The following is a 20,815-nucleotide window of genomic DNA, read 5'->3' as shown; positions in this document are numbered from 1 at the left end:
AGCCACAGCCGCCAAGAGGCACGCGAACAGAGGAGCAGTCATGTCCGTCACGACCACCACCCATCTGAACTTCCGGGGCGAGGCGCGTCAGGCGCTGGACTTCTACCAGTCCGTGTTCGGCGGGCGCACCGTCACCGTGACCTACAAGGACGCCGGCAACGTGCACAGCGAGAACGAGGCGGACTGGGTGATGTGGGGCGAGGTGGCCGGTGACGACGGCTTCCACGTCATGGCCTACGACGTCCCGTCCCCGCTGCCGTGGAGCCGGGGCGAGAACCCGTTCTTCGTCTCCGTGCGCGGCGACGACGCCGACGAGATCAGCGCCCTGTGGCAGCGCCTCGCGGAGGGCTCCACGGTGGTGCGGCCCTTGGAAGCCGCCCAGTGGGCACCGTTGTACGGCATGCTCACCGACCGCTTCGGCGTCACCTGGGTCCTCGACGTCGCCGCTCCCTACAGCGGCTGATCGAGCACCGAGGGCCGCTCACCTCCGGGCCGCCGTCGCGGAGGGGAGTTCGCCGAAGCGGTCGCGGTACGCGGCGGCGAAGCGGCCCAGGTGGGCGACGCCCCACCGGTAGGCGATCTCGCCGACCGGGTCCGTGGAAGCGAGGATGTCCGCACGGATCCGGTCGAGCCGCAGGCCGCGTACGTACGAGAGGGCGGACAGGCCGAGCCGGTCGCGGAACGCCGAACTGATGCTCCGGGGGCTGCAGTTGGCGGCCCGGGCGATGTCGGTGAGGCTGATGTGCTCGCCGATGTTCTCCTCGACGAACGCGAGGGCCGCGCGCAGGGAACGGGGGTGGCCGGGCGGGGGGCCGTCCCGCAGCTCGCCGGTGTGCGAGTGCGGCTGGGCCAGGAGCAGGGCGGTGACGATGGCGCGAAGCTGGCTGCGCCGCAGCTCGGCCCGCTGGAACAACGGGTCCCCGGAGTCCAGTTGCTCCAGAAGGGAGCGGACGAGGAGCCGCACGGCACGGCCCTTGGGCCCGGCCAGGTCGAGGGCGAAGTCGAAGCGCACGCCGGACACCGGCGGCCGCCCGGTCAGCGCGGTGAACTCCTGGTCGACCAGGGAGGCCGCGATCCGCAGACCCAGGAACCGCGTCCTGCGGGCAGGCAGGGGCCGCAGTTCCTGGGTCTCGCCGGGGTTGACGACCCCCGCCGTCGTCTCGTCGAGGGTCGCCCGCAGACCGCCGCACCTGGCTGAGATCGCGCCGGAGACACCGATGTTGACGAAGTAGGACCCGCGTCCCCCGGTCGAGGCGACCCGCACGTCCAGCGGCGAGGCGAAGCAGCCCACGGCGAAGTCGTGAGCGGCGACGCCGCGCAGCTCGTGGTCCCCGCCGCGCAGCTCGTCCAGGGGAGACGTGGCGATGGCGCCGCCGAACAGACGGCTGGCGGCGTTGAGCAGGTCTGCGGGGTTGTGGGACTTGGTGATCAGGTGGTTCTGCAGGGGCGTCGGCACGTTCAGGGGCGTCGGCACGTTGGCGGGCTCACCTTCGCTCGCAGGCTTCCCTCACGAGTTTCCCTCATGGGTTTCCCTCACGGGGGAGGGGCCACGAAGGGGCCGGGGGCGCTCACGCGGGCTCGGCCATGAGCCGGTGGCATGCATCGATCAGTGGATAGGCCTCGTGGTGGCGCCCCGACCGCTCCAGGCCCACGACGGCCACCGAGGTGTCCACGAGCGTGCGGCACCGCCGCGCGCGCCGGTTCACGAACGCCCCGAGCCCCGCCGCGGTCGACTCGTGCCGCTCCAGCTCCTCGGCGAGCAGCAGACCGTCCTCGATGGCCAGGGCCGCGCCGCTGGCCAGCTGCGGCGCGGGCGCGTGCGCGGCGTCACCGATGACCACGGTGTTGCCCCGGCTCCAGGGGCCTTCCAGGTACGCGGTCAGGACCGGGCGGCGTACCACCGACTCCGCCCCGGACACCGAGGAACCGACCTCCCGCACCCGGTCGGGGAAGCCGTCCAGCAACTCCCGCAGGCGCGGCGCGAGTTCAGGCCCGGGCAGGACGCTCTGGGCCACGCCGTTCTCCGTCAGGAACACATACGCCCCGCTGTCCGAGACGGGCACGAGGCCCGCCGAGTCGGTCTTCCCGGCGAAGTGGTGGATTCCGGTGGCCCACGAGGGGCGGGGCACCAGGGCCCGCCAGACCATCTGCCCCTGATAGCCGACCGGGCTCTCGAAGCCGAGCAGACGCCGCACCGTCGAGCGGATCCCGTCCGCGCCCACCAACAGCGCGACCTGCCGGACCGTGCCGTCCGACAGCCGCACGCGGACGAGCCCCCCGTCCCGCTCCGACCCCTGCACCCCGTACTGCCCTTCGTCCTGCTCCGAGCCTGGCCGCCCGTCCTGCTCCGAGCCCTGCTCCCCGCCCCGCGCCCCGCCTTCTTGTTCCACGGCCGTGACAGTCAGCCCGTGGCGCACCACCACCCCGCACCGCTCGGCCTCCGCGTACAGGACGCCGTGCAGCAACGGGCGCGCGATCCCGGCCGTCGCCGGTCGCCGCGCACCGATCAGACGCGGCAACGCCACCTCGCCCGCGGGCTCGCCGTCCACGTCCACGTGCGTGATGACACCCATGCCGTAGCCCTCGGCCAGACACGCGTCCGCGAGGCCCAGCTCGTCCAGTGCGCGCAGTGCGGGACCGGTCAGGCACAACCCCCACCCCGACGTCGCCCTCGCCGGGCCGAGCTCGACGACCTCCACCTGCCAGTCCCTGCGTGCCAGGGCCGTGGCAGCCGTCAGACCCGCCATGCCCCCGCCCACGACCACGGCCGTCCGTGTGCCGCGATACCTGTCCATGTACGCCTCCAGAGCGCTGATTTCCTGGAGACCGTAGGAGGCGTCGGGGCCGTGCCCTGTCCACATCCGGCGACGAACGTCCGCCGTCGGCAACGGGCTCCCCGAGGGGCCGGGCCCTTGAGGCGGCGGTCCCGCAGGCCTCCGTGCGGCAGTCCCCGGCCTCCGTGAGGCGTCCCTAAGGTGCCTTCGCCCCGGGCCTAAGGCAGCCCGCGTGCGGCCGGATGCGCAAGCCTCCCGATGTGGCGCCCCCACCTGGGTGACGACGCTGGAGGCACAGCACGTGACCAGCCCGAAGTGACCGGCTCGTTCAAGGAGGCCGCCGTGATGCACCACGAGTTCCAGACCGCCCGCCAGGCCGAGATCCTCTCCCGGGCCGCGCGCCGCCGCCTGGTCCGCCGGGCCGAGGAGGCCGCGAAGGCGACCCGTACCGCAGCCGAGAGCGCACCCGGTCCCGAGAGCGCCCCCGGCCCGGACAGCGCCCCGGGCCCGGACAGCCGCGAGCGCTACGCCCGCACCGCGTGACGGAGCAAGGGAGCGGCGGGGCCGGGCACCCGGCCGAGGAGGCCCCCGCCGACGTCGACATGGTTGCCCCGCAGGTCACCCGGCATGCGATGCTCGGCACCATGCAGAGCAGGCACACCAGCCCCGTCTTCGTCGGCCGCAGCGCCGAGCTGACCGCCCTCGGCGAGGCCCTGTCCCGGGCGAACGCCGGTCAGCCCCGCGCCCTCTTCGTGGGCGGCGAGGCCGGCGTCGGCAAGACCCGGCTGATCCAGGAGTTCCTCGGCCGGGCCGCCGCGGACGGGGCCGTCGTCGCCCTCGGCGGCTGCGTCGAGATCGGCGCCGACGCCCTGCCGTACCACCCGGTCTCCACGGCGCTGCGCTCCCTGCGCCGCCAGCTCGGCGACGAGCTCGACGCCGCCGTCGCCGGTCAGGAGGGCGAGCTCGCCCGACTGCTGCCCGAGCTCGGCGAGATGGACCGGGGCCACCTGGAGACCGACGGCCGCGCCCGGCTCTTCGAACTCACCGTCCGCCTCCTGGAGCGCCTCGCCGCGGACCGCACCCTCGTCCTCGTCCTTGAGGACCTGCACTGGGCCGACCGCTCCACCCGCGAACTCCTGAGCTATCTGCTGCGCGCCCTCACCGGCAGCCGCATGCTCATCGTCGCCACCTACCGCGCCGACGACCTGCACCGCCGCCACCCGCTGCGGCCCGCCCTCGCCGAGTACGAACGCCTCGGCACCGTCACCCGCGTCGAACTGCTCCGCTTCGACCGCGCCGAAGTCCGCCGCCAGCTCGCCGCGATCCGCGGCGAGGCCCCGGCCGAGCAGGTCCTCGACCGGGTCTTCGACCGCTCCGAGGGCAACGCGTTCTTCGTCGAGGAGCTGGCCTGCAGCATCCTCGAAGGCTCCCCGGGCGGCATCAGCGACTCCCTGCGCGACCTCCTGCTCGTCCGGGTCGAGGCGCTGCCGGACGAGGCGCAGCGCGTGGTGCGGATCGCCGCCGAGGGCGGCTCCGAGGTGGAGTTCCGGCTCCTCGGAGCCGTCACGGGCCACACCGAGGACGAGCTGATCGAGATCCTGCGCACCGCTGTCGGCGCCGCCGTCCTGCAGCCCTGCGACGAGGGCGAGTCGTTCCGCTTCCGGCACGCCCTGATGCGCGAGGCGGTCGCCGGTGACCTGCTGCCCGGCGAGCGCTCCCGGCTCAACCGCCGCTACGCCGAGGCGCTGGAGGCCGACCCCACGCTCGTACGCTCCGAGGAGCGGGCCGGACGCCTGGCCGGGTACTGGTTCGGCGCCCGCGACCCGGCCCGGGCCCTGCCCGCAGTGATCGCCGCGGCGGCCGCCGCCCGCGGCCGGCACGCGTTCGCCGAGCAGCACCGGCTCCTCGAGCGCGCCCTTGAACTGTGGGACGACACCCCCGAGGAGTTGCGCCGCCGGACGATGCGGCAGGGCGTCGAGGACGGTCTGGGCCTGGCCATCTCCCCGGACATCCCCGGGGACTTCGTGGACCTGCTCGCCGCGGTCACCCTCGCCGCGCGCCTCGCGGGGGAGGGGGAGCGGGCCCTCGCACTCTGCAAGCGGGCGCTGCGCACGCTGGAGGGTGCCCCTTCCCTCGGCTCCCGGCCTCACCCGGACGGGGAGGATCCCGTTCGGGCGGCCTGGTTCTGGGCCGAGCGCCACCGGCTGATGCGCGCCCTCTCGCGCTCCGACGGCTGGGACGAGATCGCGCACGCCCAGGAGCTGGTGAAGGGCCTGCCGCCGTCCGTCGTCCACGCCGAAGTGCTCATGCACGCGGCGTACTGGTACGCGGTGCACCAGCCGGGGCCGACCGCGCTCAAGACCGCCCGACAGGCGGTGGAGCTCTGCCGGTTGACGGGCGCCGAGACCACAGGACTGGCCGCCCAGCAGACCCTCGCCTGGCTCATCATGGACACGGGCGACCTGGAGGCGGGGCTCGACCTGGCCCGCGACGTGTGCGCCCGGGAGCTGACGCCCGGCAACACGGACGTCGTGCTGCGCGGCTACGGCAACGTGGCCACGGCCCTGCACGGCATCGGCCGCTTCGGCGAGGCCGTCGGGGTCGCCGAGGAGGGCACCGTCCTCGCCGACCGGCACGGGCTGCCGGACATCGCCTCGTTCATCGACGGCAACCTCGCCGAGTCCCTCACCCAGCTCGGCCGGTGGGCCGAGGCCGACACGGTGCTCCGGCGGGCCGTCGGCCGCCGCGGGGTGAGCGCCCGCACCTGGGGGCAGGTCGCGGAACAGCGCGCCGAGCTGGCCCTGGCCCAGGGCGCGTACGAAGACACCCAGCGGTTCCTCGACGAGTCCGACGGCTGGACCAGCGGGCCCTACCCGGAGCCGCAGCACACCCTGACCGTGGCCCGGATCGCCATCGCCCTCGCTGCCGCCGACGGCCGGATCCTCGACGTCCGTTCCCTGCTCGGGGCGGAGGTCGGCGAGGGCATCCCGTCCGGCCACCAGCGTTACGGCTGGCCGCTGTTGTACGAGGCAGCCGCGGCGGAGGCGCGGGCCCTCGGGCAGGCCGTGGCCGAGCAGGGGCGCGAGGAGGCGCTGGAGCGGATCCGCGGGGCGATGCGGGGCCAGCCCGATTTCGTACCGCTGTGGGCCGCGCAGGCCCTGATGATCAAGGCCGAACTGGTCACGGCCGAGGGCGGGGACGCCACCGCCCCCTGGACGGAGGCCGTGGCCGCCACGGAGCAGTTGGAGGCCCCGCTGCTCCTCGCCACCGCCCGGCTGCGACTCGCGGAGGCCCTGACCGCCCACGGTGGCACCGGGTCCCGCGAGGCGGCCGGTGAACTGCTGCGGCTGGCCGATGCGGTGGCGCGCGAGCTGGGCGCGGCGCCGCTGGAGGCGGAGATCGCGACGCTGGCGGGCCGCGCCCGGATTCCGCTGCGGCAGGCCGACGGGGAGGCGACCCCGCCCCCGGCACCGGCGGCGGCGCTCGGGCTGACCGCCCGGGAGCGGGACGTGCTGCGTCTTGTCGCCGCCGGGCGGAGCAACCGGCTGATCGCGCAGGAGCTGTTCATCTCGCCGAAGACGGCGAGCGTGCACGTCTCCAACATCCTGGCCAAGCTGGGCGCTTCAGGGCGGGGGGAGGCCGCGGCCATCGCGCACCGGCTGGGGGTCTTCGACGAGTAGCCCTCCGGTCGCGGCCCTCCGTGGACGGCCGGGCGTAGGGAAACCCACCCCATACGGACGGTCCTGTCCAGATAACGGCCTGTCGGGCGTGGGGGAAGGCGAGTACGCTCAGTAGCAGTCCGTGGTGGGTTGTCGTTGTTAGCGCGACTGTGGCTCATCGGCGATCTCTCGGGCCGGAGTGGCCCCTTCCGCCAGCGGCTGCCTTCAGCGGGAGCCTGGGCCCGCCCTTCATCGCACCGCGCCAAGGATGGCCTCAGCGGGCTCCCCTACACCGCCAAGCCCATTCCGCCGTGCACCATCGTTCCTGGACTCGACATGCGTGGCTACTTCGTCGACGATCTCCTACTCATCATGCCCAGCACCGACAGGCCCGGCGTGCGACTGTCCGGCGAGGTCGTCAGTTCGCACCGTGCGCCGCTGGCCCTCGCCCTGACCGATCAGGCCCAGGAGGACGAGATCCTTCTCGACCTCACCGGGGTGCACTACCTGGCCAACAGCGCCCTGGAAGTCCTGGTCGCCTTCGCACGACACCTGAATCCTCCCGAGTGCCTGCTGGTGCGCGCAACGGACGAACTGGGCCTGCGGCAACGGCTCGCGGCTCGGGGCTGGGACCAGCTGGACACGTTGCGGCTCGTGGTGCCCTGACGCCCGGGGACGACGGGGCACTCCGCGGCCTTTATGAGCGCTCCTTGCCCGGAGTATGAGCAAACGATGACGGCGGGCGTTCGGGCGCTCGGGGGCTGTTGTGCTGGGACGCATGAACAGCAAGCGCACGTCCCGTTCCCGTTCCTCCCGCCGTCCGGCCCGCCGCGCCCTGGGCGCGGTCGCCGCCGTCGCCGCGCTCGGCGTCGCCCTCGTCGCATGCGGCGAGAAGGACTCCGGCACCAGGGACGAGGGAAAGAGCACGACGACCAGCAGCGGCACGAAGGTGCTGTGGGTGGGCGACTCCATCGCGGGCGCCGAGGCCCCTGCCCTGGGCGCGGCCCTCAAGGCCGGCGGTGTGGAGTTCAAGGACGCCTCCTCCGACGGCGGCGGCACGGTCGTCGACAGCGGCGAGAAGATCACGCGGATGATCTCCGGCGACACCTGGAAGCAACTGGCCAAGCACATCGAGTCGTTCCGCCCGACCGTGGTCGCCTACCAGATCACGACGTACGACTGGGGCAGTAAGGGCCGGCAGCGGGCCGCCTACGAGAAGCTCGTCGACACGGCGAAGGACGCGGGCGCCGATGTGGTGCTCGTGTCATCCCCGCCCATCAAGATCGACGCGTTCTACAAGCAGCACGCGGCACAGATGCGGACCGCCCCCGCGGTGGCCGCGGACGTGGCGGGGAAGAGCGGGGGCGCGGCGGCGTTCTTCGACGCCTCGCAGGTCTGGGGCACGGACCACACGGCGAAGAAGGCGCTGCGGGCCCCGGACGGGATCCACAACTGCCAGCAGGGTGCGGCCGCCTTCGCCAAGTGGTTCACCGAGAAGCTGGGGAAGCAGGCGGACTTCACCCCGGCGCCGGTGGACTCCTGGGCCCAGAAGACCTGGACCGGCGACGAGCGGTACGGCAAGCTCCGCTGTGCGGCGTGACGGAACGGCAGCCGACTTCATGCCCGCGCATCGTGCGTCGCCCGCCTCCGGTTCGTCGCCCGGCCCCGGTTCTGCTCCTGCCTCCGGCTCCGCTTCAGCCTCCGGCGCTGAGCCTTCGCCCGCCTCCGCGCTCCCGCCCCCACCCAGCCGCACGGCTCCACCCCGGCATCGTGCCGCGCGCCCCAGCGAGCGCACCAGCGAGGCAGGCCGTGCCCACATCGGAGCCCTCGACGGGCTGCGCGGCTTCGCGGTCGCGGCCGTGCTGCTCTTCCACGCCGGGCACCTGAGCGGCGGGTTCCTCGGCGTCGACCTGTTCTTCGTGCTCTCCGGGTTCCTGATCACCGGGCTGTTGCTCGGCGAGGCGACGGGGCGCGGCCGGGTCGCCCTGGCCGCGTTCTGGGGCCGCCGCGTCCGTCGGCTGCTGCCCGCCCTCTGCTGCGTGGTGGTCGTGACCGTGTCGGCCACCTGGGCGTGGGGGAGCCCGGAGCAGCTGCGCTTCGCGCTCGACGACCTGCCCTGGGTCGGGGCCCAGGCGGTGAACTGGCACTACATCGCCGAGCAGATCGGCTACTGGAACGCCGCCGACACCCGCGTCTTCGCGCATCTGTGGAGCATCGGCGTGGAGTGGCAGTTCTATCTGGCCTGGCCGCTGGTGGTGGCCGTGGCCGCCCGGGGGCGGTGGGGCGAGCACGTCGTGGCCGCGCTCGCCGGGGCGGGCGCCCTGGTCTCCCTCGGGCTGACCGTCTCGCTCGGCGCCGCGGTGGACACCACCCGCGCCTACGAGGGCACCGACACCCGTGGCGCCGCCCTGCTGCTCGGGGCGCTCGTGGCCACCGCGCCGGTACGGAACCTCGCGCGCCGGGTGCCGCGCCGCGCGGCCGACTCCGTGTGCCTGGTCCTGGCGTGCGGCCTCGCGGTGGCGTGGGTGGTCACCGAGGGCGAGAAGGCGCCCCTGCTCTTCGAGGGCGGGCTCTTCCTCCACTCGCTGGCCGCGGCCGTGCTGATCGTCCTGATGGCCCAGGTGCCGGGCACCAGATCGGCGCGGGTCGCTGGCAGCCGCCTGCCGCGGGGCCTCGGCAAGGTGTCGTACAGCCTGTATCTGTGGCACTGGCCGGTGTACCTGCTGCTGTTGCCGAGGCTGTCGGCGCTGGGCGACCCGGGCGGGACGGCCGTCGCGATCGGGGTGTCGCTGGTGGCCGCCGCGGTGACGACACGGTTCGTCGAGGATCCGGTGCGGTCGCGGGCGGGGTGGGCGCGGGGGAGGCGCGGACCGGTCGCGGTGGTCGCCCTCGCCCTGGCGGGAGCGGTGCTGTGGGCGGTGGTGCCCGAGCCGGTGATGGGGGCGGGCACGGTCGACGTCGATCAGTTGAGGTGACCCCGGCCGGGAGAGGGCGCCGCGTCCGACTGCGCCAGGTCCACGCCCGGCTCGGCGCGCCCCGCGCCCGGCCCGCCGCGCCCCGCGCCCGGGTGCACCGAGCCGCGCACCCCGCGCCCCGCGCCCCGCCGCTCACCCCCACCCACCCGTACATTGAGCGATCCACCGGATGGCTCACGCGATGCCGGAAAACCCGCCCGCTGTGGAAGGACCCCTGCATGACCCGTGTCCTGCTGATCGAGGACGATCCGGCCGTGCGCCGCGGCGTCGTCCTCGGCCTGTCCCGCAACGGGCACGAGACCGAGGCGGTCGGCACCGGCGAGGACGGCCTGGAGGCCCTGGCCGCCTTCAAGCCCGACCTCGTGCTCCTCGACCTGATGCTCCCCGGCATGAGCGGCCTGGAGGTGTGCCAGCGCATCCGCGAGACCAGTCAGGTTCCCCTGGTGATCCTCTCCGCGCGCGGCGACGACATCGACGTCGTGATCGGCCTGGAGGCGGGCGCCGACGACTACGTCGTCAAACCCGCCGGTGCCGCGGTCATCGAGGCCCGGATCCGCGCGGTGCTGCGCCGCGTCGCCCCCGCCCAGGCCGTCACCGCCGCGGGTGCCGGGCCGACCCGCGCGGGCGACCTGGAGATCGACCGCGACGCGCTGATCGTCCGCAAGCAGGGCGAGGAACTCCCGCTCGCCCCCTCGGAGTTGAAGCTCCTGCTGTTCCTCAGTGCCGCGCCGGAGCGGACCTTCAGCCGCCAGCAGTTGCTGGAGGACATCTGGGAGCACAGCTACTACGGAGACGCCCGCCTGGTCGACGCCTGCGTGATGCGGCTGCGCGCCAAGATCGAGGAGGACCCGCGCAGGCCGGTGTACGTCCAGACGGTCCGCGGCTTCGGCTACCGCTTCGGCCCACTGCCCGCATGAGGCTCGCCCCGCCCCGCGGCCTGCGCCCGCGTCTGGTCGTCGCCTTCGTCCTCGTCGCCGCGCTCAGCGCGCTGATCACCGCCGCGCTCACCTTCCGGCAGGCCCGCAGCGCGATCCTGGACCGCACCCAGAACAGCGCCGTCCACGATCTGCGCCTCCAGATCGACTCGCTCGCCCCCAACCTTCCGGACGACCCCACCGACACGGACCTGCGCACCTTCGCCCGCCAACTCGACCGCGCCTCGGGCTCGCGCGCCTGGCACACGGCCCTCTCCCGCGACGGCGGGCCGCTCATCGGCACCGCGGCCGACGTCAGCGGCGCCTTGCGCGACGCGACCAAGAGCGGCGACGCCACCTTCTACGAGCGCGTGGAGCACGCCGACGGGCCGCGCCTGCTGATCGGCATGCCGGTCGGCTACACGGACGGACGCAACGGAACGAGCCGGAGCGAAGGAGGCGAAAAGACCAGCCGGCGCGCGGCGACGGAGAAGCCGTCGGGCCTCGTCGTCTACGCCGTGATGTCCCTCAAGGGCGAACGGGCCGACATCTCCGCCCTGATCACCGCGGCCTGGGCGGGCGCCATCCCTGCGCTCGCCTTCGCCGTCGTGCCCGCGCTGTTCGCGGCCCGCCGGGTGCTGCGTCCCGTACGCCAGTTGCGTACCGCCGCCGAGAAGATCACCTCGGGCGCCCTCGGCACCCGCCTGGACGTCGTGGGCAAGGACGAACTCGCCTCCCTGACCGGCACGTTCAACACCATGGCGGCCACGCTGGAGCGGGACGACGCCGAGCTGCGGCGCATGGAGGCCAACGCCCGCCGGTTCGCCGCCGACGTGTCGCACGAACTGCGGACCCCGCTCGCCGCGATGGCCGCCGTCACGGACGCCCTCGACGAGGACGCCCGCTCGGACGCGCTGCCTCCGGACACGGCCGACGCGGTCCTCCTCATCAGCGACGAGACCCGCAAGCTGACCGCCATGGTCGAGGACCTGATGGAGATCTCCCGCTTCGACGCGGGCGCTGCGGTGCTGCACCTGGACGACGTGAGCCTCGCCACCGTCGTCCGCAAGACGCTTCAACTGCGCGGCTGGCGCGAGCCGGACGAGGTGATCACCGATCTTCCCGAGGAGGACCCGCGCATCCGGGTGGACGCGCGGCGCGTCGACGTCGTCCTCGCCAACCTGATCGGCAACGCGCTGCGGCACGGCGCCGCTCCCGTCACCGTCCGGGCGCGGGCCACGCGGGAGTCCCTGGTGATCGACGTCGCCGACCACGGTCCCGGCATCCCCGACGAGGTGCTGCCGCACGTCTTCGACCGCTTCTACAAGGCGGACGCCGCCCGCACCCGCTCCGCGGGCAGCGGCCTCGGCCTCGCCATCGCGAGGGAGAACGCACGACTGCACCACGGCACCCTGGTCGCCGCCAACCTCCCGGACGGCGGCGCGGTGTTCACCCTCACCATCCCGCGCGCACCTCGGCAGGAGGAGCAGTCATGAGGCGCCAACTCGCCTGCGTCGCAGCCGTGTTGGGTGTGCTCGCGGCAGGGTGCGGCGTCGGTTCGACCGGTCCGGTCCGGGCCGGCGCCCCGGCGTCGGGGCTGCGGGATCCGCAGTCCACGAGCCATTACGCCCACCTCTACTTCGTCAGTCCGTACGGCCTCCAGTCCGTCACCCGTGAGGTCGACTCCGCCGCGACCCCGCAACAGGCACTCGACCTGCTCCTCAAGGGCCCCGACGCCGCCGAGCGCGCCCGCGGCCTGATCACCGAGGTGCCCCCGATCCACGGACGGCTGATCGCACGGGTCGACGACGGCGGCGTGGACCTGCGCCTGCCGGTGCCGGTGGCACGGACGACCGGTGGCGGCGGCCTCGGGCTCAGCCAGATCATCTGCACCGCCGCCAACGCCCGGGTCGCCGACGGCAGACAACCCCCCGACGTGGACGTTCGGGTCTACGAGGAGGGCTACGGAACACCCTGGACCGTCCGCTGCAACGCCGCGGGCAACGTCGTTCCCGTGTCCGCGCCCTCCCCGAGCCGGGAGGCCCCGCGGTAGGTCGGCTACCGAGGCCTCGCGGTAGGTCGGCTACTTGGCGAACCCGGCCAGATAGGCGGCCGCGCCGTCCGGGTCGAGGAGCCACTCGCGGTACGTCGACGGATCGGCGTAGCCGTTGGCGAACCGGTGGGCGACCTCCGGGTGGGCGAAGGCGGCCTCGATGACGAGCCGCACCTGCTCCGGCTGCGGTTCGCGCACCATGAACTCGGTGAAGGCGTGCGTGTGCCGGGCGTTCTCCCAGTATGCGCCGAAGGTCTCCCGCATCCACCGCTCGTCGAAGGGGAGGTCGCCGCGTTCGAGGACGGCGCCGAGGTAACTGGCGGCCGCCCGCGCGGCGTTGTTCGCGCCCTGGCCGGTGATCGGGTCGTGGACGGCGAGGGCGTCCGCCATGCCGAGGACGGGACGGTCGCCGTCCACGTGCGCCACGGGGAGGCGGACCGTCGGGGTGATCGCGCCGTACAGGGCGGCGCCGGGGTCGGTGGGTTCGGCGTGGCGGAAGCGTTCGTACTCCCAAGGTGCGTGCGTACGCAGCAGTTCGAGGGCGCGCCGCCAGCCCTCGGCGACGTCGGGGCGGTCGCCCCAGCAGTCGTAGACCCCGTCCCACCGGCCCTCGAAGAGCACGATGTCGCAGGGCCCGCCGACCGTGAGCGCCCGCATGACGATCACGTCACCGGCGGGCGGTACGCCGGTGGTCCTGACGTACCCGGCGGCCGGGTCGGAGTCGTCGTGGGCGACGCCGTGCACGTAGAAGCAGGCGAGGGTGCGCGGCGGCCGGTCGTGGGCCGGCCAGGACATGTCGTGCTCGAAGAGCCCGGAGAGCTGCCCGCGCCCGGTGGCGAGCACGGTCAGGTCGTGCGCGGCGGCGAGGTCGGCCACGTCGGCGGGGTCGACGGAGCGGTACTCCGCGCGCCCGCCCCGCTCCTCGAACAGCTCCAGCCACGCGGCCAGCTTGACCCGCTGGTCGACGGAGCGCACCTCGTCGTCCAGGGGTGCGGCGAACCGGTGCACCGGTGCGTCCGGCTGCCCCTGTGGCTCCCAGTGGCTGAGCTCGAACCCGGGCATCACGGGCGCGGTGTCGTCCCAGAGCGCGAGCCCGGCCGCCCGTTCGACGCGCAGGGCCGGGCCGAACATGAGCTGGGTCGAGGTGACCCGGCCGCCCCGTACCTCCTCCGGCCTCCGCTCGGCGACGAGAGTGACCTCGTACCCGGCCTCCAGGAGCCCGAGGCCCAACTGCAGCCCCGCCTGCCCCGCCCCCACGATCGCGATCCCGCGCACCTCGTCCTCCGTCCCGCTCCGGCCGCGTCGGCCGGGCACGGTTCAGTCGTACCCAGGCGCCGGGGCCGCCAGCTGCGTACGTTCCGTACGCTGACGCCGTGACGCACGACAAGAGCAAGAAGCGCGACGGCACCGCGGCGCGGCGCCCCCTGGCCGTGTTCGACCTCGACGGCACCCTCGCGGACACCGCGCACCGCCAGCGCTTCCTGGAGCGCAGGCCGCGCGACTGGGCGGCGTTCTTCGCCGCCGCCCCGCAGGACCCGCCGCTGCCGACCGGGGTGCGGCTCGCCCTGGACAGCGCCGTGGAGTGCGACATCGTCTACCTCACCGGGCGGCCCGAGCGCTGCCGCGCCGACACCGAGGCGTGGCTGGCCGCGCAGGGGCTGCCCGAGGGGCCGATCCGGATGCGGCCCGACCACGACCGGCGGCCCGCGCGCCGCACCAAGCTGGAGGCCCTGCGGGACCTCGCCCGCGACCGCGAGGTGCGGATGCTCGTGGACGACGACGAGTTGGTGTGCGTCGACGCCGAGCGGGCCGGGTTCACCGTGGTGCGGGCGCGCTGGGGCAGCGCCTCCGCGGAGCTGCGGGACGCGCAGGAGCGCCAGGGCCGTACGTGAGGGCGGGCCGCGCCGGGGCCCGGTGGCTCAGGCCGAGTCCTCCAGGCGGAAACCGACCTTCAGGCCGACCTGGTAGTGCTGGATCCGTCCGTCCTCGATGTGGCCGCGCACCTGTGTGACCTCGAACCAGTCCAGGCCGCGCAGGGTCTGGGCGGCGCGTTCGATGCCGTTGCGGATGGCCTGGTCGACGCCTTCGTGCGAGGTGCCGACGATCTCGGTGACCCGGTAGGTGTGGTCGGACATGAGCGGGCTTCTCCTCTCCGCGGCGTTGCGGTGCCCTCCACGGTAGTGCCGGGGGTCCGGTGGGGCCTGTTGGCGGGAGCGAGGAGCTCGCGGGCACGCAACCTTCACAGAAGTGCCACGGATCCCCGCACACCCCTTGACCGATGACTTGGTACATACCAAAATCCTGCACACCCGTTCGAGCTTCAAGCTCTTCCCCACGTCGGGCCTCCTCCGCCCTGTCCGCAGGCAGAAAGTGACCGACGTGAACCGCCGCCGCCTCCGCATCGCCCTCTCCCTCACCCTGACCCTCGCCTCCACCGCCCTGCTGCCCGGCTGCGGCCTGCTGCCCGGCGCTGGGGACGACCGCAGCACCGTGCAGGTGTGGCTGATGCGGGGCAGCGCGTCGGACGCCTTCGTGAAGCGGTTCACGGAGGACTTCGAGAAGCGGCACGGCAACATCGACCTGGACATCCGCGTCCAGGAGTGGACCGGCATCGGCGAGAAGGTCAAGGCCGCACTCAAGGACGACGACGGCCCCGACGTCATCGAGGTCGGCAACACCCAGGTCGCCCAGTACGTCGACCAGGGCGGCCTGGAGGACCTCACCCTGGAGTCCGCGCGCGACCTCGGCATGGAGGACTGGCTGCCGGGCCTCGCCGAACCCGGACGCTACGACGGTGGTCAGTACGGCATCCCCTGGTACGCCGCCAACCGCGTCGTCATCTACAACAAGGACCTGTTCGCGCAGGCCGGGATCGAGCAGCCGCCGAAGACGCGCGAGCAGTGGCTCGCGGACACCAGGCGGCTCAACTCCGGTGGCAACCAGGGGCTCTATCTGGCCGGTCAGGACTGGTACACGCTCGCCGGATTCATCTGGGACGAGGGCGGCGACCTGGCCAAGGAGGAGAAGACCGGATCCTGGCAGGGCACCCTCGACACGCCCGCCGCGCTGCGCGGCATGGAGTTCTACAAGCAGCTCCAGGCGCTCGGCGACGGCCCGCCCGACGCCGACGAGGAACACCCGCCGCAGTCCGGCGTGTTCGCCAAGGGCGACGTCGCGCAGATCATCGCCGTGCCCGGCACCGCGCGCGCCATCGAGGCGAAGAACCCGAAGCTCAAGGGCAAGCTCGGGTACTTCCCCATCCCCGGCAAGACCGCCCGCAAGCCCGGCACCGTCTTCACCGGCGGCTCCGACCTGGTCGTGCGCGACGGCACCGACGAGCGCAAGGGCGCCGTCGAGGTGGTGAAGGCCCTCGCCGGGGACAAGTGGCAGAAGGACCTGGCCCGCACGATGGACTACGTCCCGAACAAGACGACGCTGGCGTCCGCCGTGTCCGGGGAGGCCGGGGTCGCCGCGATGGCGGCGGGCGCCGCGCGGGGCCGCGCCACGCCGAAGTCGCCCGCGTGGGCGGCCGTGGAGGCGGACAACCCCATCAAGGCGTACATGTCCAAGGTCCTCGCCGGTGGTGATCCGGCGGCCGAGGCCAAGGCCGCGTCCGGCCGGATCACCAAGGCGTTGGACGCCACGGGGCCGTGAGGCCGTCTAGCCGGGCGTGACCTCGGTCGCGCTCGGCCCCGTCGGGACCACGGCCGGCATCAGGCCCGCGCCCCGGCCACCGTGCTCAGCGACAGCGCGAAGCGGGCCCGCTCGTCCGTCCACCAGTGGGTCAGTGACAGGTCCGCCGCCGCCAGTTCCGACTTCACCACCTCCTCGCGGAACTTCGCGGAGATCTCCGTGCGCAGCTCCTCGCCCTCCTCGAAGTGCACGGCGAGGTCGAGCGCGGGGATCTTCACGGTCTGCGCGGCGCGGGACCGCAGCCGCATCTCGATCCACTCGTGGTCGCGGTCCCAGACGGCGACGTGGGCGAACGCGTCGGGGTCGAAGTCCGCGCGCAGCTCGCGGTTGATGACGTGCAGGACGTTCTTGTTGAACGCGGCGGTCACGCCCGTCGAGTCGTCGTACGCCGCCACGAGCACCCCCTCGTCCTTGACCAGGTCCGTGCCGAGGAGCAGCGCGTCACCGGGGGACAGCAGGCCGCGCACCGACGTCAGGAACGCGGCGCGCTCGGCGGGCAGCAGATTGCCGATGGTGCCGCCGAGGAACGCGACCAGACGCGGCCCGGGCGTGCCGGGCAGCGCGAGGCCGCGGGTGAAGTCGGCGATGAGGGCGTGCACGTCGAGGGCGGGCCGCTCGGCGATCAGCGTGTTGGCCGCGCCGGTGAGCGCGGACTCGCTGACGTCGACCGGGACGTAGGTGTGCAGGGCGGGCATCGCGTCGATCAGGTGCCGGGTCTTCTCGGAGGAGCCCGAGCCCAGCTCGACGAGCGTGCGCGCGCCCGTCGCCGCGGCGATCTCGGCGGCCCGGGCGATCAGGATCTCCCGCTCGGCACGGGTCGGGTAGTACTCGGGCAGCGTGGTGATCTCGTCGAACAGGGCGCTGCCGCGCGCGTCGTAGAACCACTTGGGCGGCAGCGACTTGGGGGACTTGGTGAGGCCGTGCAGGACGTCGGCGCGCAGCGCGGCGCCCGCGGCGTCCTCGGGCAGGGTGCGGGTCAGCAGGAACGGGCTCACGCGGTGGGCTCCTTGAGCGGGGTCAGCAGGATGTCGGTGCTCGTGGCGGCGAGCAGGGTGCGGTCGGGGACCTCGCGCCAGGACGGGTCGTCGTCGTAGGGCTCGGAGGCGACGACGGTGCGGCCGGTGCGGCGGCCCGGCACCGTCAGGTACCAGAGGGTGTCGCCCCAGGCCGTCGCGGCGATCGTCTCGCCGTCGGTCAGGAGCAGGTTCAGACGGGAGGCGGGCGCCGCCCGTGCCACCTCCACGGTGACGTCGCCGAGCGCCTGCGCCGCCTCGTCGCCGCGCCGCAGCCGCTCGAGGACCAGCGCCCACACGAGCGCCGAGTCGCAGCGCGCCTCCAGGGACAGCAGATCGGCGGGCGGCAGCGTGGTGGCGACCGCGGCGAGCGAGTCCGGCCAGCCGGAGACCGCGCCGTTGTGGCTGAACAGCCAGGGCCCCGCGGCGAACGGCGCCGCCGCGGCCTCCCCGTCCGCGCCCGCCTCGGTGGCGTCCCGCACCGCGGCGAGCACCGCGCCGGAGCGCACCACCCGGGCCAGGTCGGCGAAGGACTGGTCGCCCCAGATCGGCCCGTCCCTGCGGTAGCGCGCCGGCACCGGATCGCCGTCCGCGTACCAGCCGACGCCGAAACCGTCCGCGTTGACCGTCCCGTGCCGCTGCCTGCGCGGCGCCCACGACTGCCGGAACAGGCTGTGCGCGGGCTCCACGAGCAGGGCGCCGAGCGCCTCGGGCTCGCCCAGGAAGGCGAGGTGACGGCACATCAGAGAACCCCCTCGGAGGTCTCGGCGGCCGTGACGTCGCGCGCCGTGCGGAAGCCGGAGAAGATCTGCCGCCGCACCGGATGGTCCCAGTTGCGGAACGTGCCCCGGCACGCCACCGCGTCGACGGAGAAGGCGCCGCCGCGCAGCACCTTGTAGTCGCCGCCGAAGAACACTTCCGAGTACTCGCGGTAGGGGAAGGCGACGAAGCCCGGGTAGGGCAGGAAGTCGCTGGCCGTCCACTCCCAGACGTCGCCGATCAACTGCCGTACGCCGAGCGGCGACTCGCCCAGCGGATAGCTGCCCGCGGGCGCCGGGCGCAGATGCCGCTGCCCCAGGTTCGCCCGCTCCGGCGTCGGATCGGCGTCGCCCCAGGGGTAGCGCAGCGACCGGTCCTCGCCCGGGTGGTGGCGCGCGGCCTTCTCCCACTCGGCCTCGGTCGGAAGCCGCCGCCCGGCCCAGCGCGCGTATGCGTCCGCCTCGTACCAACTGACGTGCAGCACCGGCTCGTCGCCCGGTACCGGCTCCAGGGCGCCGAAGCGGCGCCGCAGCCACTGGCCCGCCTCGCGCCGCCAGAACAGGGGCGCCGTCAGCTTGTTGCGGCGCACCGCCTCCCAGCCGCGCTCGTGCCACCAGCGCGGCTCGTCATAGCCGCCGTCCTCGATGAAACGCTGGTACGCGGCGTTGGTGACCGGCGTGGTGTCGATGAAGTACGGCCGTACGAACCGCCGGTGCGCGGGGCGTTCGTTGTCGAGCGCCCACGGCTCCGCCGACGTGCCCATCATGAACGGGCCGCCGGGCACGAGGACTTCGGGCGGGCCCGTGAACAGGGGCGCCGGGTCCGGGTCCGGCGCGGTGAGCGCGGGGGCGCCCGCACGGAGCTGATGGGTGATCAGCATCGTCTCGTCGTGCTGCTGTTCGTGCTGCGCGATCATCCCGAAGGCGAAGCCCGCGTCGGTGAGCAGCGAACCGTGGAACGGCGTGCTCTCCAGCACGTCGAGCGCGCGACCCCGCACGTCGGAGGCGTAACGGCGGGCCTCGTCCGGGGCGAGCAGCGGCAGCGAGGGCCGGGAGGCCCGGGGGTGCTCGAAGGCGTCGTACAGCGAGTCGATCTCGGGCCGCAGCGCCTCACGGCCGCCGACCGCGCGCAGCAGCCACTGCTCCTCCTGATTGCCGATGTGCGCGAGATCCCACACCAGCGGGGACATCAACGGCGAGTGCTGCGCGGTCAGTTCGCTGTCCTCGACGCAGGAGGTGAGCAGCGCGGTGCGCTCGCGCGCGGCGAGCAGCGCGCTCTGCGCGCGGGTCCGCAGAACCTCCGGGTCGGCCGGGGAGTCGTTCTCGGGTCCCGTCGTGGAACCGGTCATCGGTGTGCGTCCTTCCCGAAGAGAGGGGGCCCGTCCGTGCGGGTCCCGGCCGCGTGGGCCTCGGCCCCGTGCGCCCCGTCCGGGTGCGCCGCGTCGAGCAGGTCGTCGGCCGGGCAGCGGCCGTGGGCCACATAGCGGTCGGCGTGCGCCGCGACGACCGACAGGACACGGCTGTCGGCGCCGAGCCTCGGCAGCGCGTCGAGCGCGGCGGCGAAACAGGCCGCTGCGGCCTCGTGCAGCTCCGGATCGGCGAGTCCGTGGCGCGCCGCGTCCAGCCACAGCGGGCTGTGCGGCGGCGGGGTGGCTCCCGCGCGCTCGGCCAGGGGCTTGACGGTGCGGTAGGCCGTCTCGGCGGCGCCCGCGTCGTCGAACAGCGCGCTCGTCACCGCGAGGGGCACGATCCAGCCGTCCTCGCCGGGCTGCGCGTCGACCATCCGCAACTCCAGGTGGCCGCGCGGTCTGACCGGCGGGAACAGCGTGGTGAGGTGGTAGTCGAGGTCCTCGCGGGTGGGCGGGCGCGGTGCCCCGGAGCGGGCCCAGGCGCGAAAGCTCAGGCCGTCCGGAACCAGCCAGGGCGCCTCGTCGGCGGGTTCGGTGCGCACGCACATCACGGGCGCGTCCAGGGCGTGCCGGGTCCAGGCGGCCCGCGGCTCCTCGTCGAGGGCGGGCGCCCCCGACCGGCCCGGGTCGATGCCCGCCCACACCGCCTGCCGCGTCGAGCGCCAGCCGGTGCGGCGGCCCTCCTGCAGCGGGGAGTTGGCGAACGCGGCGACCAGGACGGGGCCGAGCAGATGGGCCAGGCGCCAGCGGCGCGCGTAGCCCAGCGGCCCGGGCTCCTCGTACCCGGCGTCCAGGCAGATCTGCACGGACGCCGTGGAGCACATCATGCGCCGTCCTGCCTCACCGGTGCGGTCGAACCAGCTCTCCATCGCCTCGTAGCGCGGCTCGTGCAGGATCCGCGCGGGCGCGCGCCAGGGATCGGCGCCGAGGCCGGTGAGGGTCAGGTCCAGGGAGCGGAGCGTGTCGCGGACGACGGCCAGATCGGCCGATACGGCTGACACGCACTCCATGAGGGACGCGGCGGGAAGCGAGCTGAGCTCAAGCTGGCCGCCGGGTTCGACGGTGACCGTCGAGTGCAGGGGCTTGGTCCGCAGTGCCGCGCGAGCTGCTTCGACACGGGCGGACGACACGGGCGTACGGGGGGCGTCCGGTGTGTGCAGGAGCCATTCCAGCTCCACACCGGTGACGGCGGGTGGGCCCGTCTTGAAGCAGATGCCGCGCACCAAGGCCTCTATCTCGGCCTCCGTGACGGCTTCGCCGAGGCGGGCTCGGCGTTTCGTACAGTCTCCCTCTGGCATGTCGTGGGTCCTCCTGTTCGGCCGGCGCGGGCGGACTGCCCGCGCAGCGCTCGTAACACCCAAGACCTTCAACCTATTTCGCACAAGACTGCCCTCATGGCCGGGAAATACCGTTGCGACGGCCGACAGGCACGGCACACCATCTGTTCATGTTCGACACGGGGTATGTACGTGGACAGGGCACCGGGAACACCGGGAACACCGCAAACAATGGGGGCGGGGCCATGTCCAGCATGGGGGACGGCGCGGCGCACGGCACGCGGAGCACG

General features: G+C 73.7%; 19 protein-coding genes. 11 read left to right on the top strand and 8 right to left on the bottom strand.

Annotated elements, in window-relative coordinates; translation table 11 throughout:
• The first annotated feature begins 40 nt into the window (after nucleotides 1-40).
• Nucleotides 41-463: a VOC family protein gene (locus ACFVHO_RS08430; RefSeq protein WP_385711503.1), complete on the top strand. Its 423-nt coding sequence runs from the start codon at nucleotides 41-43 to the stop codon at nucleotides 461-463.
• 18 nt (nucleotides 464-481) lie between these two features.
• On the opposite strand, the gene ACFVHO_RS08425 is transcribed toward ACFVHO_RS08430, so the two are convergent.
• Together ACFVHO_RS08425 and ACFVHO_RS08420 are read right to left on the bottom strand one after the other, a co-directional pair.
• A complete protein-coding gene (locus ACFVHO_RS08425; RefSeq protein WP_385711501.1) occupies nucleotides 482-1,474 on the bottom strand; it encodes an AraC family transcriptional regulator in 993 nt (330 codons plus the stop codon).
• Between the two features lie 94 nt (nucleotides 1,475-1,568).
• Nucleotides 1,569-2,795, bottom strand: a complete 1,227-nt coding sequence (locus ACFVHO_RS08420) for an FAD-dependent monooxygenase (RefSeq protein ID WP_385711499.1) — start codon at nucleotides 2,793-2,795, stop codon at nucleotides 1,569-1,571.
• A gap of 294 nt (nucleotides 2,796-3,089) precedes the next feature.
• Here ACFVHO_RS08420 and ACFVHO_RS08415 point away from each other — a divergent pair, with 294 nt between their 5' ends.
• From ACFVHO_RS08415 to ACFVHO_RS08380, 8 genes are all read left to right on the top strand, one after another.
• Nucleotides 3,090-3,317: a hypothetical protein gene (locus ACFVHO_RS08415; protein ID WP_385711497.1), complete on the top strand. Its 228-nt coding sequence runs from the start codon at nucleotides 3,090-3,092 to the stop codon at nucleotides 3,315-3,317.
• Nucleotides 3,314-6,454 (top strand): AAA family ATPase, encoded by a 3,141-nt coding sequence (locus tag ACFVHO_RS08410; RefSeq protein ID WP_385711496.1) that lies wholly within the window; start codon nucleotides 3,314-3,316, stop codon nucleotides 6,452-6,454. Before ACFVHO_RS08415 ends, ACFVHO_RS08410 begins: the two co-directional genes overlap by 4 nt.
• A gap of 351 nt (nucleotides 6,455-6,805) precedes the next feature.
• Nucleotides 6,806-7,099 (top strand): hypothetical protein, encoded by a 294-nt coding sequence (locus ACFVHO_RS08405; RefSeq protein ID WP_385711495.1) that lies wholly within the window; start codon nucleotides 6,806-6,808, stop codon nucleotides 7,097-7,099.
• 112 nt (nucleotides 7,100-7,211) lie between these two features.
• A complete protein-coding gene (locus ACFVHO_RS08400) occupies nucleotides 7,212-8,033 on the top strand; it encodes an SGNH/GDSL hydrolase family protein (RefSeq protein ID WP_385711494.1) in 822 nt (273 codons plus the stop codon).
• 19 nt (nucleotides 8,034-8,052) lie between these two features.
• Nucleotides 8,053-9,408, top strand: coding sequence for an acyltransferase family protein (locus tag ACFVHO_RS08395; protein WP_385711493.1), 1,356 nt, complete (start codon nucleotides 8,053-8,055; stop codon nucleotides 9,406-9,408).
• A gap of 218 nt (nucleotides 9,409-9,626) precedes the next feature.
• On the top strand, nucleotides 9,627-10,325 hold the full coding sequence (locus ACFVHO_RS08390; RefSeq protein WP_385711491.1) for a response regulator transcription factor: 699 nt from the start codon (nucleotides 9,627-9,629) through the stop codon (nucleotides 10,323-10,325).
• Entirely contained in the window at nucleotides 10,322-11,818 is a 1,497-nt protein-coding gene (locus ACFVHO_RS08385) for an ATP-binding protein (RefSeq protein WP_385711489.1), read from the top strand. The genes ACFVHO_RS08390 and ACFVHO_RS08385 overlap by 4 nt, the downstream gene beginning before the upstream one ends.
• Nucleotides 11,815-12,375, top strand: a complete 561-nt coding sequence (locus ACFVHO_RS08380; protein ID WP_385711487.1) for a hypothetical protein — start codon at nucleotides 11,815-11,817, stop codon at nucleotides 12,373-12,375. The genes ACFVHO_RS08385 and ACFVHO_RS08380 overlap by 4 nt, the downstream gene beginning before the upstream one ends.
• 30 nt (nucleotides 12,376-12,405) lie before the next feature.
• On the opposite strand, the gene ACFVHO_RS08375 is transcribed toward ACFVHO_RS08380, so the two are convergent.
• Nucleotides 12,406-13,689, bottom strand: a complete 1,284-nt coding sequence (locus tag ACFVHO_RS08375; RefSeq protein ID WP_385711485.1) for a styrene monooxygenase/indole monooxygenase family protein — start codon at nucleotides 13,687-13,689, stop codon at nucleotides 12,406-12,408.
• 59 nt (nucleotides 13,690-13,748) lie between these two features.
• On the opposite strand from ACFVHO_RS08375, the gene ACFVHO_RS08370 reads away from it, so the two are divergent.
• A complete protein-coding gene (locus tag ACFVHO_RS08370) occupies nucleotides 13,749-14,267 on the top strand; it encodes a hypothetical protein (protein WP_385711483.1) in 519 nt (172 codons plus the stop codon).
• 27 nt (nucleotides 14,268-14,294) lie between these two features.
• Here the strand turns inward: ACFVHO_RS08370 and ACFVHO_RS08365 are convergent, their stop codons facing one another.
• A complete protein-coding gene (locus ACFVHO_RS08365) occupies nucleotides 14,295-14,510 on the bottom strand; it encodes a dodecin (RefSeq protein ID WP_385711481.1) in 216 nt (71 codons plus the stop codon).
• Between the two features lie 235 nt (nucleotides 14,511-14,745).
• Between ACFVHO_RS08365 and ACFVHO_RS08360 the strand changes: the two genes are divergently transcribed.
• On the top strand, nucleotides 14,746-16,029 hold the full coding sequence (locus ACFVHO_RS08360; protein WP_385711480.1) for an extracellular solute-binding protein: 1,284 nt from the start codon (nucleotides 14,746-14,748) through the stop codon (nucleotides 16,027-16,029).
• A gap of 59 nt (nucleotides 16,030-16,088) precedes the next feature.
• On the opposite strand, the gene egtD is transcribed toward ACFVHO_RS08360, so the two are convergent.
• Genes egtD through egtA form a run of 4 tightly spaced genes read right to left on the bottom strand, consistent with a single transcriptional unit; the run spans nucleotide 16,089 to nucleotide 20,546 of the window.
• On the bottom strand, nucleotides 16,089-17,063 hold the full coding sequence (egtD, locus tag ACFVHO_RS08355) for an L-histidine N(alpha)-methyltransferase (protein ID WP_385711478.1): 975 nt from the start codon (nucleotides 17,061-17,063) through the stop codon (nucleotides 16,089-16,091).
• Nucleotides 17,060-17,824 (bottom strand): ergothioneine biosynthesis protein EgtC, encoded by a 765-nt coding sequence (egtC, locus tag ACFVHO_RS08350; protein ID WP_385711477.1) that lies wholly within the window; start codon nucleotides 17,822-17,824, stop codon nucleotides 17,060-17,062. The genes egtD and egtC overlap by 4 nt, the downstream gene beginning before the upstream one ends.
• The gene (egtB, locus tag ACFVHO_RS08345; RefSeq protein ID WP_385711475.1) at nucleotides 17,824-19,188 is read right to left on the bottom strand and encodes an ergothioneine biosynthesis protein EgtB; all 1,365 of its coding nucleotides are present in this window, start codon (nucleotides 19,186-19,188) and stop codon (nucleotides 17,824-17,826) included. Before egtB ends, egtC begins: the two co-directional genes overlap by 1 nt.
• On the bottom strand, nucleotides 19,185-20,546 hold the full coding sequence (gene egtA, locus ACFVHO_RS08340; RefSeq protein WP_385711473.1) for an ergothioneine biosynthesis glutamate--cysteine ligase EgtA: 1,362 nt from the start codon (nucleotides 20,544-20,546) through the stop codon (nucleotides 19,185-19,187). Before egtA ends, egtB begins: the two co-directional genes overlap by 4 nt.
• Between the last annotated feature and the right edge of the window lie 269 nt (nucleotides 20,547-20,815).

It is taken from the genome of Streptomyces sp. NPDC127108, from assembly GCF_042677545.1.
In the GTDB taxonomy this organism is placed as follows: domain Bacteria; phylum Actinomycetota; class Actinomycetes; order Streptomycetales; family Streptomycetaceae; genus Streptomyces.
Note: the sequence above shows the minus strand (reverse complement) of the source record. Positions and strands in the feature narration are given on the sequence as shown.

Coding starts and splice junctions, on each gene's coding strand:
- egtC (WP_385711477.1), bottom strand. CDS start 17,824: ATGTGCCGTCACCTCGCCTTCCTGGGCGAGCCCGAGGCGCTCGGCGCC.
- ACFVHO_RS08405 (WP_385711495.1), top strand. CDS start 6,806: ATGCCCAGCACCGACAGGCCCGGCGTGCGACTGTCCGGCGAGGTCGTC.
- ACFVHO_RS08385 (WP_385711489.1), top strand. CDS start 10,322: ATGAGGCTCGCCCCGCCCCGCGGCCTGCGCCCGCGTCTGGTCGTCGCC.
- ACFVHO_RS08420 (WP_385711499.1), bottom strand. CDS start 2,795: ATGGACAGGTATCGCGGCACACGGACGGCCGTGGTCGTGGGCGGGGGC.
- ACFVHO_RS08400 (WP_385711494.1), top strand. CDS start 7,212: ATGAACAGCAAGCGCACGTCCCGTTCCCGTTCCTCCCGCCGTCCGGCC.
- ACFVHO_RS08390 (WP_385711491.1), top strand. CDS start 9,627: ATGACCCGTGTCCTGCTGATCGAGGACGATCCGGCCGTGCGCCGCGGC.
- egtA (WP_385711473.1), bottom strand. CDS start 20,546: ATGCCAGAGGGAGACTGTACGAAACGCCGAGCCCGCCTCGGCGAAGCC.
- ACFVHO_RS08365 (WP_385711481.1), bottom strand. CDS start 14,510: ATGTCCGACCACACCTACCGGGTCACCGAGATCGTCGGCACCTCGCAC.
- ACFVHO_RS08430 (WP_385711503.1), top strand. CDS start 41: ATGTCCGTCACGACCACCACCCATCTGAACTTCCGGGGCGAGGCGCGT.
- egtB (WP_385711475.1), bottom strand. CDS start 19,188: ATGACCGGTTCCACGACGGGACCCGAGAACGACTCCCCGGCCGACCCG.
- ACFVHO_RS08395 (WP_385711493.1), top strand. CDS start 8,053: ATGCCCGCGCATCGTGCGTCGCCCGCCTCCGGTTCGTCGCCCGGCCCC.
- ACFVHO_RS08380 (WP_385711487.1), top strand. CDS start 11,815: ATGAGGCGCCAACTCGCCTGCGTCGCAGCCGTGTTGGGTGTGCTCGCG.